Raw genomic sequence first — 15,320 nt, 5'->3', positions numbered from 1 at the left:
TACGCTCCAGTGCGTTCCATCACCGAACCGCGTATGATGCGCGGCCCTTTGGCGCGTTCGTCGCCAAGACCCCTTTTTCATTCCTACACCGGGAGGTGCCCAGATGAGTGAGCAAGACCTGCAAGACGACCAAATTACCCCTCCATCCGGCGAAAAGCTGCAAAAAGTGCTGGCGCGCATTGGCGTCGGTTCACGCCGTGACGTCGAGGCCTGGATCAGCCAGGGCCGGATCAAGGTCAATGGCGTTGCCGCCACCCTCGGTCAGCGCGTCGACCTGCACGACGCCATCGCCGTCGACGGCAAGCTGATCAAGCGCGAGGAAGCCGCCGAGGCCACCCGCCGCGTGATCATGTACAACAAGCCCGACGGCGAGATCTGCACCCGTGACGACCCAGAAGGCCGCCCGACGGTGTTCGACCGCCTGCCACGGCCGAAAGAAGGGCGCTGGATCAACATCGGCCGCCTGGACATCAACACCACCGGCCTGCTGCTGTTCACCACCGACGGTGAGCTGGCCAACCGCCTGATGCACCCCTCCTACGAGATGGACCGTGAATACGCGGTACGTGTGCGTGGCGAGGTCGACGACGAAATGCTCGATCGCCTCAAGGCTGGCGTGATGCTCGAAGACGGCCCGGCCAAGTTCACCGACATCCAGAAGGCACCGGGCGGTGAAGGCTTCAACCATTGGTACCACTGCGTGGTGATGGAAGGCCGTAACCGTGAAGTGCGTCGCCTGTGGGAGTCGCAGGGCATGGTGGTCAGCCGCCTGAAGCGCGTGCGCTTCGGCCCGGTATTCCTCAATTCCGACCTGCCGATGGGCCGCTGGCGCGAAATGACCCAGGGCGAAATCGACATCCTGGCCGCCGAAGTGGGCCTGCAGCCGGTCGCGCTGCCAACCCTGAACCTCAAGGCCAAGGACAAGATGGAGCGCATGCAGCGCAAGTCGACCCGTCCGATGGGGCGTGGCGAGCGCGTGCGTAACCTGCGCCCTGCCAGTGAAGGCACTGCCGAGCGCCCAGCCCGTCAACCACGTGACAGCGCATCCGAGCGCCCAGCGCGCCCGGCGCGTGACGAAGCGCCGCGTAAAGGCAACCGTGGTAGCGCGGTGGCCGAGCGCCCGAGCGAGATGCGCAAGCGTACCGGCAAGCCAGACGGCGACAAGCCGGCAGGCCGTGGCCGCGGCAAGCCGCGCGGTTGATTCGCAGCGGTAGATAAAAGAACCAGCCTTCGGGCTGGTTTTTTTTCGCCTCCTGCAAAGGGGAATACAGCGCGGACCTGCAGGCGCTGGCTTGCCTGCGATGGGCCGTGAAGCGGCCCCAACCTGTTGATCAATCACAATTTTTCTGACGAGTGGAAAGCTGGCAAACCACCTTGTAAAGTTTTCTATACGAAATCGCTCGCTTCTGGCCATGGAATGGGTATTTCCCTAGGGCTGTAAACACAGCTTGCCACCTTGGAGTCAGCAGCGCTCCTCCTCAGCCTTGCCCCCCTATTGCCCAAACCCCCGGCGCACGCTGATATAGCAGCCATTGCCGTGTGCAAAAGCTCGCCCGCAGAGGCGTGCTGACAAAACAACAAATGGAGGCGCCATGTACGCCGATCACTCCGCCTTTCAAGGCTCACACCACAGGATCGCTGCGTTTTTTCCCAAGGAAATGACGCAACGCGTTGACGCCTGCGCGCTTGCAGGGGTATACAGTGCGCCGCGTTTTACCTGTGACCCTCTTGCGTACCGCGCACTCTTGATCACACCCGGCTGAACCGCCCCGGCGGCGCCCGCGTTCAAGAAACCCAAGGTAACCACCTTGCCCATTCCGCTGCGCCACGAGCGCGGTGGGTCCGATTTCGTCACAGATAAAAACAATGCAGGTGACTTCGTTCATGAGTGGACAAAACATGCATTCAGGCGAGCTAAAGCGGGGCCTGAAGAACCGCCACATCCAGTTGATCGCCCTTGGTGGTGCGATTGGTACTGGCCTGTTCCTCGGCTCGGCAGGCGTGATGAAATCCGCCGGCCCGTCGATGATCCTCGGCTACGCCATCTGCGGCTTCATCGCCTTCATGATCATGCGCCAGCTGGGCGAGATGATCGTCGAAGAGCCGGTGGCCGGTTCGTTCAGCCACTTTGCCCACAAGTACTGGGGCGGCTTCGCCGGCTTCATGTCGGGCTGGAACTGCTGGGTGCTGTACATCCTGGTGGGCATGTCGGAACTGACGGCGGTCGGCAAGTACATCCACTACTGGTGGCCGGAGATCCCGACCTGGGTCACGGCAGCGGGCTTCTTCCTGCTGATCAACGTCATCAACCTGATGAACGTGAAGGTATTCGGTGAGGCCGAATTCTGGTTCGCCATCATCAAGGTCGTGGCCATCGTCGGCATGATCGGCCTGGGTGCCTACCTGTTGACCAGCGGCAGCGGTGGCCCCGAGGCCTCGGTGACCAACCTGTGGGCGCACGGCGGCTTCTTCCCGCATGGTGTCAGCGGCCTGGTCATGGCGTTGGCGTTCATCATGTTCTCCTTCGGTGGCCTGGAAATGCTCGGTTTCACCGCCGCCGAGGCCGACAAGCCGAAGACTGTGATCCCTAAAGCCATCAACCAGGTCATCTACCGCATCCTGATCTTCTACATCGGCGCGCTGGTCGTGCTGTTGTCGCTGACCCCGTGGGACACCCTGGTCGCCAGCATCGACGCCTCCGGCGGCAGCTATGGCAGCAGCCCGTTCGTGCAGGTGTTCTCCCTGCTGGGTAGCGATGTGGCCGCCCACTTGCTGAACTTCGTGGTCCTGACCGCTGCGTTGTCGGTGTACAACAGCGGTACCTACTGCAACGCCCGCATGCTGCTGGGCATGGCCGAGCAAGGCGACGCCCCGGCGGCCCTGGCCAAGGTCGACAAGCGCGGCGTGCCGGTGCGTTCGATCCTGGTGTCGGCGGCGGTGACCCTGATTGCAGTGCTGCTCAACTACTTCATTCCGCAGAATGCGCTGGAGTTGCTGATGTCGCTGGTCGTGGCGACCCTGGTAATCAACTGGGCGATGATCAGCTATTCGCACCTGAAGTTCCGCCAGCACCTGGACCGCACTGGCCAGAAACCGCTGTTCAAGGCGCTGTGGTACCCCTACGGCAACTACATCTGCCTGGCGTTCGTGGTGTTGATCCTTGGCATCATGCTGCAGATCCCGGGTATCCAGATCTCGGTGTATGCGATTCCGGTGTGGGTGGTGGTGATGTTCCTCTTCTACATCATCAAGCCCAAGCGTGAGGCGCAGGCTAACGGTGCTGCCGGTACTGTGGCCAAGTAAAGGCTGCCGGTAATACCCGAAACCCGATGCCAGGTGACTGGCATCGGGTTTTTTGTTGCCTGCACAGGCCTCTTCGCGGGCAAGCCCGCGAAGAGGCCTGTGCAGCAAAACAAAAACTCAGATCTGCTCCAGCAACCAGCTGCGAAACGCCCGCAGCGACGGCAGCGCTTCGTTACGTGGCGGATAGATCAGGTAATAGCTGCGCTGGCTGGCAAACGCCGCCCCAGGGCTGAACAGCTCGCCCTTGGCCAGTTCCTCTTCCACCAAAATTCGCGGCACCAGGCCGATGCCGATCCCGGCCCGCACCGCCTGGATCAGGTGCGAGGTCAATTCGAAGCTCGGCCCCAGGCGCATCGCCCGGTGCGGCAGGCTGTGATGAGAGAACCATTCGCCCCAGGCATGCGGGTTGTTGGCGACGTTGAGCAGCACCTCCTCGCTGACCCGGGCGGGGCTCCAGCCATGGGTGTCCGCAGCCGCTTCTGGCGGCAGAATCACCAGCAGTTCCTCGGCATGCAAGCGGTGGCAGATCAGCCCCGGCAGGTCGTGGCTTGCCACGCCGATCGCCGCATCGATCTCGCTGGTGTCGAAGTTGATCGCTTCGATCCGGGAGTGGATGTGCACCAGCATGCCCGGGTGGGCGCTGTAGAAGGCGTGCAGTCGTGGCAGCAGCCATTTCGAGCCGAAGGTGGGCAGGGTGGCCAGGCGCAACGTGCCGACACCGGACTGGTAGGCCAGTGCCTGCAGGGTGGCACTGCGGATGCGCCCCAAGGCTTCGCTCAACTCGCGCTGGTAAAGCCGGCCGACGTCGGTCAGCTGCACCTGGCGCCCTTCGCGGCGGAACAGCGTAAGCCCCAGTTGCTGCTCAAGTGCCTGCACCTGGCGGCTGACGGCGCTCTGGGTCAGCGACAGTTCAGCGGCGGCGCGGGTATAGCTTTCATGCCGGGCGGCAGCCTCGAACGCCAGCAGCAGCGACATGGACGGTGTCAGGTGGCGGTAATTCATTCATAAAAGTCATCGATAGCGGCAGGATTATCCGTTTGCCCCTGGCGCGAAAGTACAGGAACATTGGCCTATTCGTCATCCGCCGTGAAGCAACCCATGCCGGCATGACAGGATTCCCGTGAATTAGCCCATATCAAGAGGCCATCCGTTCGATGATCGCCCAGCTGCTGACCAGTGCACCGACCGCCAACTACCCAGATTTCCTCGAAGCCCTGCGCAAAAGCGGCTTCCGTGGCCAGATCAGTGCCGATTACGCCACCCGTACGGTGCTGGCCACCGACAACTCGATTTACCAGCGCTTGCCCCAGGCCGCCGTGTTCCCGCGTGATGCCGATGACGTGGCGCGGGTCGCCGCGCTGATGGGCGAGGCGCGCTTTGGCCAGGTCAAACTGACCCCGCGTGGCGGGGGGACTGGCACCAATGGCCAGTCGCTGACCGATGGCATCGTCGTCGACCTGTCGCGGCACATGAACAGCATCCTCGAAATCAACGTCGAGGAGCGTTGGGTGCGGGTCCAGGCCGGTGTGGTCAAGGACCAGCTCAACGCCGCGCTCAAGCCACACGGGCTGTTCTTCGCGCCTGAGCTGTCCACCTCCAACCGCGCCACTGTCGGCGGCATGATCAACACCGACGCCAGTGGCCAGGGCAGTTGCACCTACGGCAAGACCCGCGATCACGTGCTCGAATTGCACAGCGTGCTGCTCGGTGGTGAGCGCCTGCACAGCCTGCCCATCGATGACGCTGCGCTGGAGCAGGCCTGCGCCGCGCCAGGGCGGGTTGGCGAGGTGTACCGCGTGGCTCGCGAGATCCAGCAAACTCAGGGCGAGCTGATCGAGAGCACCTTCCCAAAGCTCAACCGCTGCCTGACCGGCTACGACCTGGCGCACCTGCGCGATGCGCAGGGGCGTTTCAACCTCAACAGCGTGCTGTGCGGCGCCGAAGGGTCGCTGGGCTACGTGGTAGAAGCCAAGCTCAATGTGCTGCCGATCCCGAAATACGCGGTATTGGTCAACGTCCGCTACACCAGCTTCATGGACGCCCTGCGCGACGCCAATGCGCTGATGGCGCACAAGCCTTTGTCGATCGAAACCGTCGACTCCAAGGTACTGATGCTGGCCATGAAGGACATCGTCTGGCACAGCGTCGCCGAGTATTTCCCGGCCGACCCCGAGCGCCCGACCCTGGGTATCAACCTGGTGGAGTTTTGCGGCGATCAGCCCGATGAGGTCAATGCGCGGGTACAGGCGTTTATTCAGCACCTGCAAAACGACACCAGCGTCGAGCGCCTGGGGCACACCCTGGCCGAGGGCGCCGAGGCGGTCACCCGCGTCTACACCATGCGCAAACGTTCGGTGGGCCTGCTGGGTAACGTCGAGGGTGAGGTGCGCCCGCAGCCGTTCGTGGAGGACACCGCGGTGCCGCCAGAGCAACTGGCCGACTACATTGCCGACTTCCGCGCGCTGCTCGATGGCTACGGCCTGGCCTACGGCATGTTTGGCCACGTCGATGCCGGTGTGCTGCACGTGCGCCCGGCGCTGGACATGAAAGACCCGGCCCAGGCCGCGCTGGTCAAGCCGATTTCCGATGCCGTGGCGGCCCTGACCAAAAGCTACGGCGGCCTGCTGTGGGGTGAGCACGGCAAGGGCCTGCGTTCAGAATACGTGCCCGAGTATTTTGGCGAGCTGTACCCGGCGCTGCAGCGCCTGAAAGGCGCCTTTGACCCGCGCAACCAGCTCAACCCCGGCAAGATCTGCACCCCGCCAGACAGCGCCGAAGGCCTGACCAAGGTCGATGGCGTGACCCTGCGTGGCGACCTCGACCGCACCATCGACGAACGTGTCTGGCAGGACTTCAGCAGCGCGGTGCACTGCAACGGCAACGGTGCCTGCTACAACTACGACCCCAACGACGCCATGTGCCCGTCGTGGAAGGCCACCCGTGAGCGCCAGCACTCGCCCAAGGGCCGTGCCTCGCTGATGCGCGAATGGTTGCGCCTGCAGGGCGCGGCGGATATTGACGTGCTGGCGGCTGCGCGCAACAAGGTGTCCTGGCTCAAGGGCCTGCCAGCGCGGCTGCGCAACAACCGCGGGCGCGACCAGGGGCAGGTGGACTTCTCCCACGAAGTCTACGACGCCATGGCCGGTTGCCTGGCGTGCAAGTCCTGCGCGGGGCAGTGCCCGATCAAGGTCAACGTGCCGGACTTCCGCTCACGTTTCCTTGAGCTGTACCACGGTCGCTATCAGCGCCCATTGCGTGATTACCTGATCGGCTCGCTGGAGTTCACCATCCCGTACCTGGCGCATGCGCCGGGGTTGTACAACGCGGTAATGGGCTCGAAGTGGGTAAGCAAGCTGCTGGCGGACAAGGTCGGCATGGTCGACAGCCCGCTGATCAGCCGTTTCAACTTCCAGGCGACCGTGACCCGCTGCCGCGTTGGCGTGGCCAGCGTGCCGGCCCTGCGTGAGCTGACGCCGGCCCAGCGTGAGCGCAGCATCGTGCTGGTGCAGGATGCCTTCACCCGTTACTTCGAGACGCCGCTGCTGGCTGCGTTCATCGACCTGGCGCACCGCCTCGGGCACCGGGTATTCCTGGCACCGTACAGCGCCAACGGCAAGCCGCTGCACGTGCAGGGTTTCCTTGGGGCGTTTGCCAAGGCGGCGATTCGCAATGGCAACCAGCTCAAGGCTCTGGCCGATTGCGGCGTGCCGCTGGTGGGGCTGGACCCGGCGATGACCCTGGTCTATCGCCAGGAGTACCAGAAGGTGCCTGGCCTGGAAGACTGCCCGAAGGTGCTGTTGCCGCAGGAATGGTTGATGGATGCACTGCCCGAGCAGGCGGCGGCCAATGCCGGCAGTTTCCGCCTGATGGCCCACTGCACCGAGAAGACCAACGTGCCGGCCAGTACCAAGCAATGGGAGCAAGTGTTTGCCCGTCTGGGGCTGAAGCTGGTAACCGAGGCTACTGGTTGCTGCGGCATGTCCGGCACCTACGGGCATGAAGCGCGTAACCAGGAGACCTCGCGGACCATCTTCGAGCAATCGTGGGCGACCAAGCTGGACAAGGAAGACGAACCGCTGGCGACAGGGTATTCGTGCCGCAGCCAGGTCAAGCGCATGACCGAACGGCAGATGCGCCATCCGCTGGAGGTGGTCTTGCAGTACGCGCAGCGCTAAATCTGCACCGGCCTCTTCGCGAGCAAGCCCACAGGTATGGACCGCTGCCCTTGAGAGCAGTGGAGTACCTGTGGGAGTGGGCTTGCCCGCGAAGAGGCCGGTACAGGCGCTGCATAATCACGGCCGCTGCAGGGTATCCCGAGCCCGCCGCGCCTGCTGATACAGGTAAAGGCTCAACACCAGCCCACAAGCCGAAGCCCCCGCTGCAAACAAGAACATCGAAGCAAACCCGAACCCTGCCGCCACCGCGCCCACCAGCGGCCCGGTAATCCCCAGCGACAGATCGATGAACAGCGAATACGCACCAACCGCCGCCCCGCGGTTGGCCGCCGACACCTGGTTCACCGCTTCCACACCCAGCGCCGGGAACACCAGCGAAAATCCAAACCCGCTAAGTGCGGCACCTGCCAATGCCAGCTCGGCACTGGGTGCCAGCCACAGCATCAACAGCCCCACGGTCTCCACCGCCAGGCAGGCGATTGCCACGCAAAAACCGCCAATCCGGTTGATCAAGTTACCGAACAGCAGGCGCGCACTGATGAAGCTGGCGCCGAACAGGCTCAGGGTGAGTGCGGCATTCGGCCAGCCCTGGCTGGTGTAGTACAGGGTGATGAAGGTGGCGATCGTGCCAAAGCCGATCGAGCCCAGCGCCAGGCCCGACCCATGGGGGAACACCTTGCCCAGCACGCTGAGAAACGGCAGGCGCACCCCGCTGACGATGGGCGCTGCGCGTTTGGGCCAGGCCAGCAGTAGGCCTGCCGCGCACAGCAGCATGATGCCCGCGCCCATGCTCCATAGCCCCAGCGTCTTGACCATCAGCACCCCCAGTGGCGCGCCAACGGCCAGCGCACCATAGCTGGCAATGCCATTCCAGGAGATCACCTTGGCGGTGTTCTCGGCGCCCACCCGGCCGATACCCCAGCCGATCGCACCGGAGCCCACCAGGCTTTCGCCGCCGCCCAGTACCACGCGGCCGATCAGCAGGCAGGTCAGGCTCAGCCAGGGCAGGTGGGTCAGGAAGGCGCAGGCCAGCATGAACACGCCGCTGAGGCCGCAACCGGCAAGGCCGTACATCACCGCCTTCTTGGGGCCGAGGTTATCGATGATGCGGCTGGCCGTTGGGCGGCTGAGCAAGGTGGCGAGGTACTGGACGCTGATCACCAGGCCCGCGACCACGGCACTGAAACCCAGGTCGTTGTGCACATAGCTGGGCAATACGGCCAGGGGGATGCCGATGTTCAGGTAACCGATGAAGGTGAAGAGGACGATGGAGACGACTTGCAGGGTTACCGCAAGGGGGCGCGGTGAGTCGGGCATGGGGGCCTTCGTGGCAGAGGTTCTGGACGGTGTGAAAACGTGATGACGGGGGTGGCCCGCAGGTCAGCCGTTTTCACACAGTCGGGGGATGCGCAGTTATTCCTGGTCAGCGCTGGATTGATCGTCACCATCCTGGTCGACGGCAGGCGTCGGCTCGGCGTGGACGGTAACGGTTTGCTCTTCTGGGTTCAGGCTTGGGAAGGGAAGATTCGGGATTTCATGCATCTCGTCGTTCCTCGCAAGTGTGAGTGAAAAGGCTGCGCCAGGCGCATTTGGGGCTTCGGAAAGCTGGGGCAGGATACAGCAGTCTGGATGACAGTTTGAACTTTTTCCCGTTCGCTTGTCGGTTTTACGGGCGAATAGCGGACATTTTTCTTACGCAAAAACGGGGCCGCTGCGCAGCCCTTCGCGGGCAAGCCTGCCCCCACAGCAAGCGCGAACAACCGAAGCTTGCGCTGTACCTGTGGGAGCGGGCTTGCCCGCGAAGGGCCACACAGCGGCCCCGTCTTTGGTGCTTACTTACGGCCTTCAGCCGTCTCGGCCACCTTGTCGGTGCGCGCGCACATGATGAAGTCGTTACGGTGCAGGCCTTTGATCGAATGGCTCCACCAGGTCACGGTGACCTTGCCCCACTCGGTCAGCAGGCCTGGGTGATGGCCTTCGGCTTCAGCGATTTCGCCCACGGCATTGGTGAAGTCCAGTGCATGTTTGAAGTTCTTGAACTTGAACACGCGCTCCAGCTCCATGTGGCCGTCACGCACTTCGATGTTCCAGTCCGGGATTTCGCGAATCAGCTCGGCCAGCTCGTCGTCGCTGACTTTCGGGGCGTCGGCGCGGCAGGCTTCGCAATGGGCTTGGTTCAAGGCATTCATGAGTTCTTTTCCAATTCGAGTTGTTATCAGGCTGGCTTCAGGCAGCAACCTTGGGTGGAAACTTGGGAGCGTGCAGGCCCAGCTGCATGGCCTGCTGAACCATGCCCATGATGTCTTCGTGGGCCAGGTCGAACAGGCGCTTGAGGTTCGGCAAGACGAAATACAGCGGCTGCAGGATGTCGATGCGGTACGGCGTGCGCATCGCTTCGATCGGGTTGAACGCCTGATGTTCCGGTTCGTTCGACAGACTGTAGACCGTTTCTTTCGGCGAGGAGAGGATGCCGCCGCCATAGATCTTGCGACCTTGCGGGGTCTCCATCAGGCCGAACTCGATGGTCATCCAGTACAGGCGCGCCAGATACACACGCTGTTCCTTGGTCGCGGCGAGGCCGAGCTTGCCGTAAGTGTGGGTGAACTCAGCGAACCAGGGGTTGGTTAGCAGCGGACAGTGGCCGAAGATCTCGTGGAAGATGTCCGGTTCCTGCAGGTAGTCCAGTTCTTCCGGGGTGCGGATGAAGGTGGCGACCGGGAAGCGCTTGCTGGCCAGCAATTCGAAGAAGGTCTGGAAGGGGATTAATGCAGGCACCCTGGCGACCTGCCAGCCGGTGGTGGCGCCCAGGACCTTGTTGACCTCGCCCAGTTGCGGGATACGGTCGTGCGGCAGCTTGAGTTGATCGATGCCGTCCAGGTATTCCTGGCACGCACGGCCTTCGATGACTTTCAGCTGGCGGGTGATCAGCGTGTTCCACACCGCATGCTCTTGCTGCGGGTAATCGATAAAACCATGCGCATCGGGCTCGCGTGCCACGTAGTGCGTCTGTTTCATGTGGCTCTCCTGGTGAGGGCTTTCTTGTTATGTGCAGGACATGCTTAAGGAATACCCCTGCATGGGCGGCTTTGCACGGGGTGGGCGGGTGTCGGTACGGGTTTTATGCTGTGATTTCGTAACGATAATTTTACAAAGCAGCGCGGGTGTCGGAAAATCCGAGGCATCTGGCTGATGATTTCGCTGTTTTTGTCAGCTTATCTTTACGACTTTTCCGCGCTGAGTTGAAAAACATTGGCGCTTCGAGAGCCCTCATGCGTATCAAAGTGCATTGCCAGAACCGCATTGGCATCCTGCGCGACATCCTCAACCTGCTGGTGGAGTACGGCATCAACGTGCTGCGCGGCGAGGTGGGCGGAGACCATGGCAATGCCATCTACCTGCATTGCCCGAACCTGATCAACCTGCAGTTCCAGGCCCTGCGGCCGAAATTCGAGGCCATTACCGGGGTGTTCGGCGTCAAGCGCGTCGGGCTGATGCCCAGTGAGCGTCGGCACATGGAGCTGAATGCGTTACTGGGGGCGTTGGATTTCCCGGTGCTGTCGATCGACATGGGCGGCAGCATCGTTGCCGCCAACCGCACGGCGGCGCAGTTGCTCGGGGTGCGGGTCGACGAGGTGCCGGGCATGCCGCTGGCGCGTTATGTCGAAGACTTCGACCTGCCCGAGCTGGTGCGGGCCAACAAATCGCGCATCAACGGCCTACGGGTCAAGGTCAAGGGGGATGTGTTTCTGGCCGATATCGCACCCTTGCAATCCGAGCACGACGACAGCGAGGCCCTGGCTGGCGCGGTGCTGACCCTTCACCGTGCCGACCGTATTGGTGAGCGCATCTATAACGTGCGCAAGCAGGAGTTGCGGGGCTTTGACAGTATCTTCCAGAGCTCGCGGGTGATGGCGGCGGTGGTGCGCGAGGCGCGGCGCATGGCGCCCCTGGATGCCCCCTTGCTGATCGAAGGGGAGACGGGCACCGGTAAAGAGTTGCTGGCGCGTGCCTGCCACCTGGCCAGCCCACGTGGGCAGTCGCCGCTGATGGCGCTCAATTGTGCGGGCTTGCCTGAGTCGATGGCTGAGACCGAGCTGTTTGGCTACGGGCCGGGCGCGTTCGAGGGTGCCCGCGCCGAGGGCAAGCTGGGGCTGCTGGAGTTGACAGCCGGCGGTACGTTGTTCCTCGATGGGGTAGGGGAGATGAGCCCGCGCCTGCAGGTGAAGCTGCTGCGTTTTCTGCAGGATGGTTGCTTTCGCCGCGTAGGCAGTGATGAAGAGGTGTACCTGGATGTGCGGGTCATCTGCGCGACTCAGGTGGACTTGTCCGAGCTGTGCGCGCGCGGCGAGTTCCGCCAGGACCTGTATCACCGCCTCAACGTGCTGTCGCTGCACATTCCGCCACTGCGCGAGTGCATGGATGGGCTGGAAGGCTTGGTGCAGCACTTTCTCGACCAGGCCAGCCGGCAGATTGGCTGTGCCTTGCCGCGCCTGTTGCCGGGGGCGATGGATAAACTCAGCCAGTACCACTGGCCGGGTAATGTGCGGCAACTGGAAAACGTATTGTTTCAGGCGGTTTCGTTATGTGAAGGCGGCGTGGTTAAAGGCGAACACATTCGTTTGCCAGATTATGGCGTGCGGCAACCGTTGGGTGAGTTTTCGTTGGACGGTGATCTTTCACAGATTATCGGGCGTTTTGAAAAGGCCGTGCTGGAAAGTTTGATGGGGGAATTTACAAGTAGCCGTGCATTGGGCAAAAGATTGGGTGTTTCGCACACAACGATTGCTAATAAGTTGCGCGATTATGCATTGGGTAAAACGTCTGAATAGTGCGCAGTTGAATTGCGCTGAAAGCGCGTAACCTGCTTCGCGGGTAAGTCCGCGAAGGGCCCCAGAGGGGCCCCAATCTCAAGGTTTAGCCGTTGGAGCAGCCATTCCCCATCACGCGGTATTCAAGAATGTGCTTCTGGCCCTGGGAGTCCTCGTAGGTCATGCGGGCTGGCACGACTTCGCAGACGTTGGGCACTTCGCTCATGGAGATGACGCGGGCAATGTCCAAGTGCTGCGAGTAACTGTACTGTTCAACCGGAATCTGCTCGGCATCGTTTGCTTCGCCGGCCATTGCCGCGCCGCAAAGACTGCCAAGTACCAATACCAGTAAAGCTTTCATTTTCTATTTACCTGTCTAAGGTCGTGAGGGGGTGCGCGGCGCTTGTGACGCCGCGAGTACTGCTAGATTTAACGATCGGGATTAGCGGGTGATTAACGCTTGCCTTCGTGGGGGCTGTTACCAGAAGTTAATCGCCTTGCCGTTGTTGGCGAGATGAATTTTAGGGCGGCGACAACCGCTGAAACAGTGGGTCTTTTGATAAAGTGTTTTGACAGAATCTGTAACAATCACGCAAAAAAACCGCTGTTTTTTGCCTGCCAGGGCTGCGAAGCCCGATCTAGAGCGCTTTGCTCGTACGTCAGTGCCAAATGCCGTCGCTTTACTACCAACGTCGAATGGCTTTTGCCGCTCTGGTACAGTTACAAACGGTTCCATACAAAAACAACTATTACACCGAGGTAACACAGATGAGTGCGGCTCCACTGTATCCCGTTCGTCCCGAGGTTGCGGCCACTACCCTGACCGACGAGGCCACCTACAAGGCCATGTACCAGCAATCGGTGATCAACCCGGACGGCTTCTGGCGCGAGCAGGCCCAGCGTCTGGACTGGATCAAGCCGTTCACCAAGGTCAAGCAGACCTCCTTCGATGACCACCATGTCGATATCAAGTGGTTTGCCGACGGCACTCTGAACGTGTCCTCCAACTGCCTGGACCGCCACCTTGAAGAGCGTGGCGACCAGTTGGCGATCATCTGGGAGGGTGACGACCCTTCCGAACACCGCAACATCACCTACCGCGAGCTCCACGAGCAGGTCTGCAAGTTCGCCAACGCCCTGCGTGGCCAGGACGTGCACCGTGGCGACGTGGTGACCATCTACATGCCGATGATCCCCGAGGCCGTGGTTGCCATGCTGGCCTGTGCCCGTATCGGTGCGATCCACTCGGTGGTGTTCGGCGGCTTCTCCCCTGAGGCGTTGGCCGGCCGTATCATCGACTGCAAGTCCAAGGTGGTGATTACCGCCGACGAAGGTCTGCGCGGTGGGCGCCGTACCCCGCTCAAGGGCAACGTCGACCTGGCCCTGACCAACCCTGAAACCAGCAGCGTGCAGAAGATCATCGTGTGCAAGCGCACCGGTGGCGATATCGCCTGGCACCAACACCGCGACATCTGGTACGAAGACCTGATGAAAGTGGCCTCCAGCCACTGCGCACCTAAAGAGATGGGCGCCGAAGAAGCCCTGTTCATCCTTTATACCTCCGGCTCCACCGGCAAACCCAAGGGCGTGCTGCACACCACCGGGGGGTACCTGGTTTACGCAGCGCTGACCCATGAACGCGTGTTCGACTACCGCCCAGGCGAGGTCTACTGGTGCACCGCGGACGTTGGCTGGGTCACCGGCCACAGCTACATCGTCTACGGCCCGCTGGCCAACGGCGCCACCACCTTGCTGTTCGAGGGCGTACCGAACTACCCGGACATCACCCGGGTGTCGAAGATCATCGACAAACACAAGGTCAACATTCTCTACACCGCCCCTACCGCGATTCGCGCCATGATGGCCGAAGGGCAGGCGGCCGTTGAGGGTGCCGATGGCTCCAGCCTGCGGCTGCTGGGTTCGGTCGGCGAGCCGATCAACCCCGAGGCGTGGAACTGGTACCACAAGGCCGTCGGCAAGGAGCGTTGCCCAATCGTCGATACCTGGTGGCAGACCGAGACCGGCGGCATCCTGATCAGCCCGCTGCCAGGCGCCACCGCTCTCAAGCCGGGTTCCGCGACCCGTCCGTTCTTTGGCGTGGTACCGGCACTGGTGGATAACCTGGGCAATCTGATCGATGGTGCCGCCGAGGGTAACCTGGTGATCCTCGATTCCTGGCCGGGCCAGTCGCGTTCGCTGTATGGCGATCACGACCGCTTCGTCGATACCTACTTCAAGACCTTCCGCGGCATGTATTTCACCGGCGACGGCGCACGCCGCGACGAAGATGGCTACTACTGGATCACTGGGCGCGTGGATGACGTGCTCAACGTGTCTGGCCACCGCATGGGTACCGCCGAGATCGAGAGCGCAATGGTTGCCCACACCAAGGTTGCCGAGGCGGCCGTGGTGGGCGTGCCGCACGACATCAAGGGCCAGGGCATCTATGTGTATGTCACCCTCAATGCCGGCGTGGAGCCGAGCGAGCAGTTGCGCCTTGAGCTGAAGAACTGGGTGCGCAAGGAGATCGGCCCGATCGCCTCGCCGGACGTCATCCAGTGGGCGCCAGGGCTGCCTAAGACCCGCTCGGGCAAGATCATGCGGCGTATCCTGCGCAAGATTGCCACGGCGGAATACGGCTCGCTGGGCGATATCTCGACCCTGGCCGACCCGGGTGTGGTGCAGCATCTGATCGATACGCACAAGGCGATGAACCTGGCTTCGGCGTGATGCCAATGGGGTCGTGAAGCGGTCCCCAGGCCTTTGAAGAAACCCCGCTCGGGCAACCGGCGGGGTTTTTTGCTTTACTGTTACCCGACATTCATCGGTAACTCTTCTGTCACCGATTACGCACGGGAGCGGGGCGAACTGAAACAGCGGTGTCCCGTTTTGGTGCGTGAGAGTAGCCATTTTTTTCAACACAGCACGCTACACTTGCCGTAGTACAAGGCTTTGCGAATAATAGGTCCAGTAATTGCTAGGTCTATAGGTTATTTTCCTTGCGCCTTTGCATATTTTGCAATGGCTGTCAACA

General features: G+C 62.0%; 12 protein-coding genes. 5 read left to right on the top strand and 7 right to left on the bottom strand.

Annotated elements, in window-relative coordinates; genetic code table 11:
* Window positions 1-103 precede the first annotated feature (103 nt).
* Both rluB and ACSSU5_RS03640 read left to right on the top strand, forming a co-directional pair.
* On the top strand, window positions 104-1,201 hold the full coding sequence (gene rluB / locus ACSSU5_RS03645) for a 23S rRNA pseudouridine(2605) synthase RluB (RefSeq protein ID WP_264312120.1): 1,098 nt from the start codon (window positions 104-106) through the stop codon (window positions 1,199-1,201).
* Window positions 1,202-1,884: 683 nt separating this feature from the next.
* Window positions 1,885-3,303 (top strand): amino acid permease, encoded by a 1,419-nt coding sequence (locus tag ACSSU5_RS03640; protein ID WP_264312121.1) that lies wholly within the window; start codon window positions 1,885-1,887, stop codon window positions 3,301-3,303.
* Between the two features lie 117 nt (window positions 3,304-3,420).
* Here ACSSU5_RS03640 and ACSSU5_RS03635 read toward each other — a convergent pair whose 3' ends face one another.
* Window positions 3,421-4,305, bottom strand: coding sequence for a LysR substrate-binding domain-containing protein (locus ACSSU5_RS03635; RefSeq protein ID WP_264312122.1), 885 nt, complete (start codon window positions 4,303-4,305; stop codon window positions 3,421-3,423).
* Window positions 4,306-4,457: 152 nt separating this feature from the next.
* On the opposite strand from ACSSU5_RS03635, the gene ydiJ reads away from it, so the two are divergent.
* Window positions 4,458-7,478, top strand: a complete 3,021-nt coding sequence (ydiJ, locus tag ACSSU5_RS03630) for a D-2-hydroxyglutarate dehydrogenase YdiJ (RefSeq protein WP_492560619.1) — start codon at window positions 4,458-4,460, stop codon at window positions 7,476-7,478.
* Window positions 7,479-7,595: 117 nt separating this feature from the next.
* Here ydiJ and ACSSU5_RS03625 read toward each other — a convergent pair whose 3' ends face one another.
* The 4 genes from ACSSU5_RS03625 to phhA form a co-directional block, all read right to left on the bottom strand.
* Window positions 7,596-8,795, bottom strand: coding sequence for an MFS transporter (locus ACSSU5_RS03625; protein ID WP_492560618.1), 1,200 nt, complete (start codon window positions 8,793-8,795; stop codon window positions 7,596-7,598).
* A 96-nt stretch (window positions 8,796-8,891) separates the two neighbouring features.
* Complete coding sequence (locus tag ACSSU5_RS03620; protein WP_256214942.1) at window positions 8,892-9,020, bottom strand: hypothetical protein; 129 nt, start codon at window positions 9,018-9,020, stop codon at window positions 8,892-8,894.
* Between the two features lie 290 nt (window positions 9,021-9,310).
* On the bottom strand, window positions 9,311-9,667 hold the full coding sequence (locus ACSSU5_RS03615) for a 4a-hydroxytetrahydrobiopterin dehydratase (RefSeq protein WP_099454978.1): 357 nt from the start codon (window positions 9,665-9,667) through the stop codon (window positions 9,311-9,313).
* Window positions 9,668-9,704: 37 nt separating this feature from the next.
* Window positions 9,705-10,493 carry a phenylalanine 4-monooxygenase gene (gene phhA, locus ACSSU5_RS03610; RefSeq protein WP_264312125.1) on the bottom strand — a complete coding sequence of 263 codons (789 nt, stop codon included), beginning with the start codon at window positions 10,491-10,493 and terminating at the stop codon, window positions 9,705-9,707.
* Window positions 10,494-10,747: 254 nt separating this feature from the next.
* On the opposite strand from phhA, the gene ACSSU5_RS03605 reads away from it, so the two are divergent.
* Window positions 10,748-12,307 carry a sigma-54-dependent transcriptional regulator gene (locus ACSSU5_RS03605; RefSeq protein ID WP_264312126.1) on the top strand — a complete coding sequence of 520 codons (1,560 nt, stop codon included), beginning with the start codon at window positions 10,748-10,750 and terminating at the stop codon, window positions 12,305-12,307.
* A gap of 85 nt (window positions 12,308-12,392) precedes the next feature.
* Here the strand turns inward: ACSSU5_RS03605 and ACSSU5_RS03600 are convergent, their stop codons facing one another.
* Both ACSSU5_RS03600 and ACSSU5_RS03595 read right to left on the bottom strand, forming a co-directional pair.
* Window positions 12,393-12,647 carry a DUF2790 domain-containing protein gene (locus ACSSU5_RS03600; RefSeq protein ID WP_027593091.1) on the bottom strand — a complete coding sequence of 85 codons (255 nt, stop codon included), beginning with the start codon at window positions 12,645-12,647 and terminating at the stop codon, window positions 12,393-12,395.
* A 117-nt stretch (window positions 12,648-12,764) separates the two neighbouring features.
* The gene (locus tag ACSSU5_RS03595; RefSeq protein WP_264312127.1) at window positions 12,765-13,022 is read right to left on the bottom strand and encodes a hypothetical protein; all 258 of its coding nucleotides are present in this window, start codon (window positions 13,020-13,022) and stop codon (window positions 12,765-12,767) included.
* Window positions 13,023-13,054: 32 nt separating this feature from the next.
* Between ACSSU5_RS03595 and acs the strand changes: the two genes are divergently transcribed.
* A complete protein-coding gene (acs, locus tag ACSSU5_RS03590) occupies window positions 13,055-15,016 on the top strand; it encodes an acetate--CoA ligase (RefSeq protein WP_264312128.1) in 1,962 nt (653 codons plus the stop codon).
* The last annotated feature ends 304 nt before the right edge of the window (window positions 15,017-15,320 follow it).

The sequence above is a fragment of the Pseudomonas sp. E1MeOHC2 genome (assembly GCF_058745025.1).
Note: the sequence above shows the minus strand (reverse complement) of the source record. Positions and strands in the feature narration are given on the sequence as shown.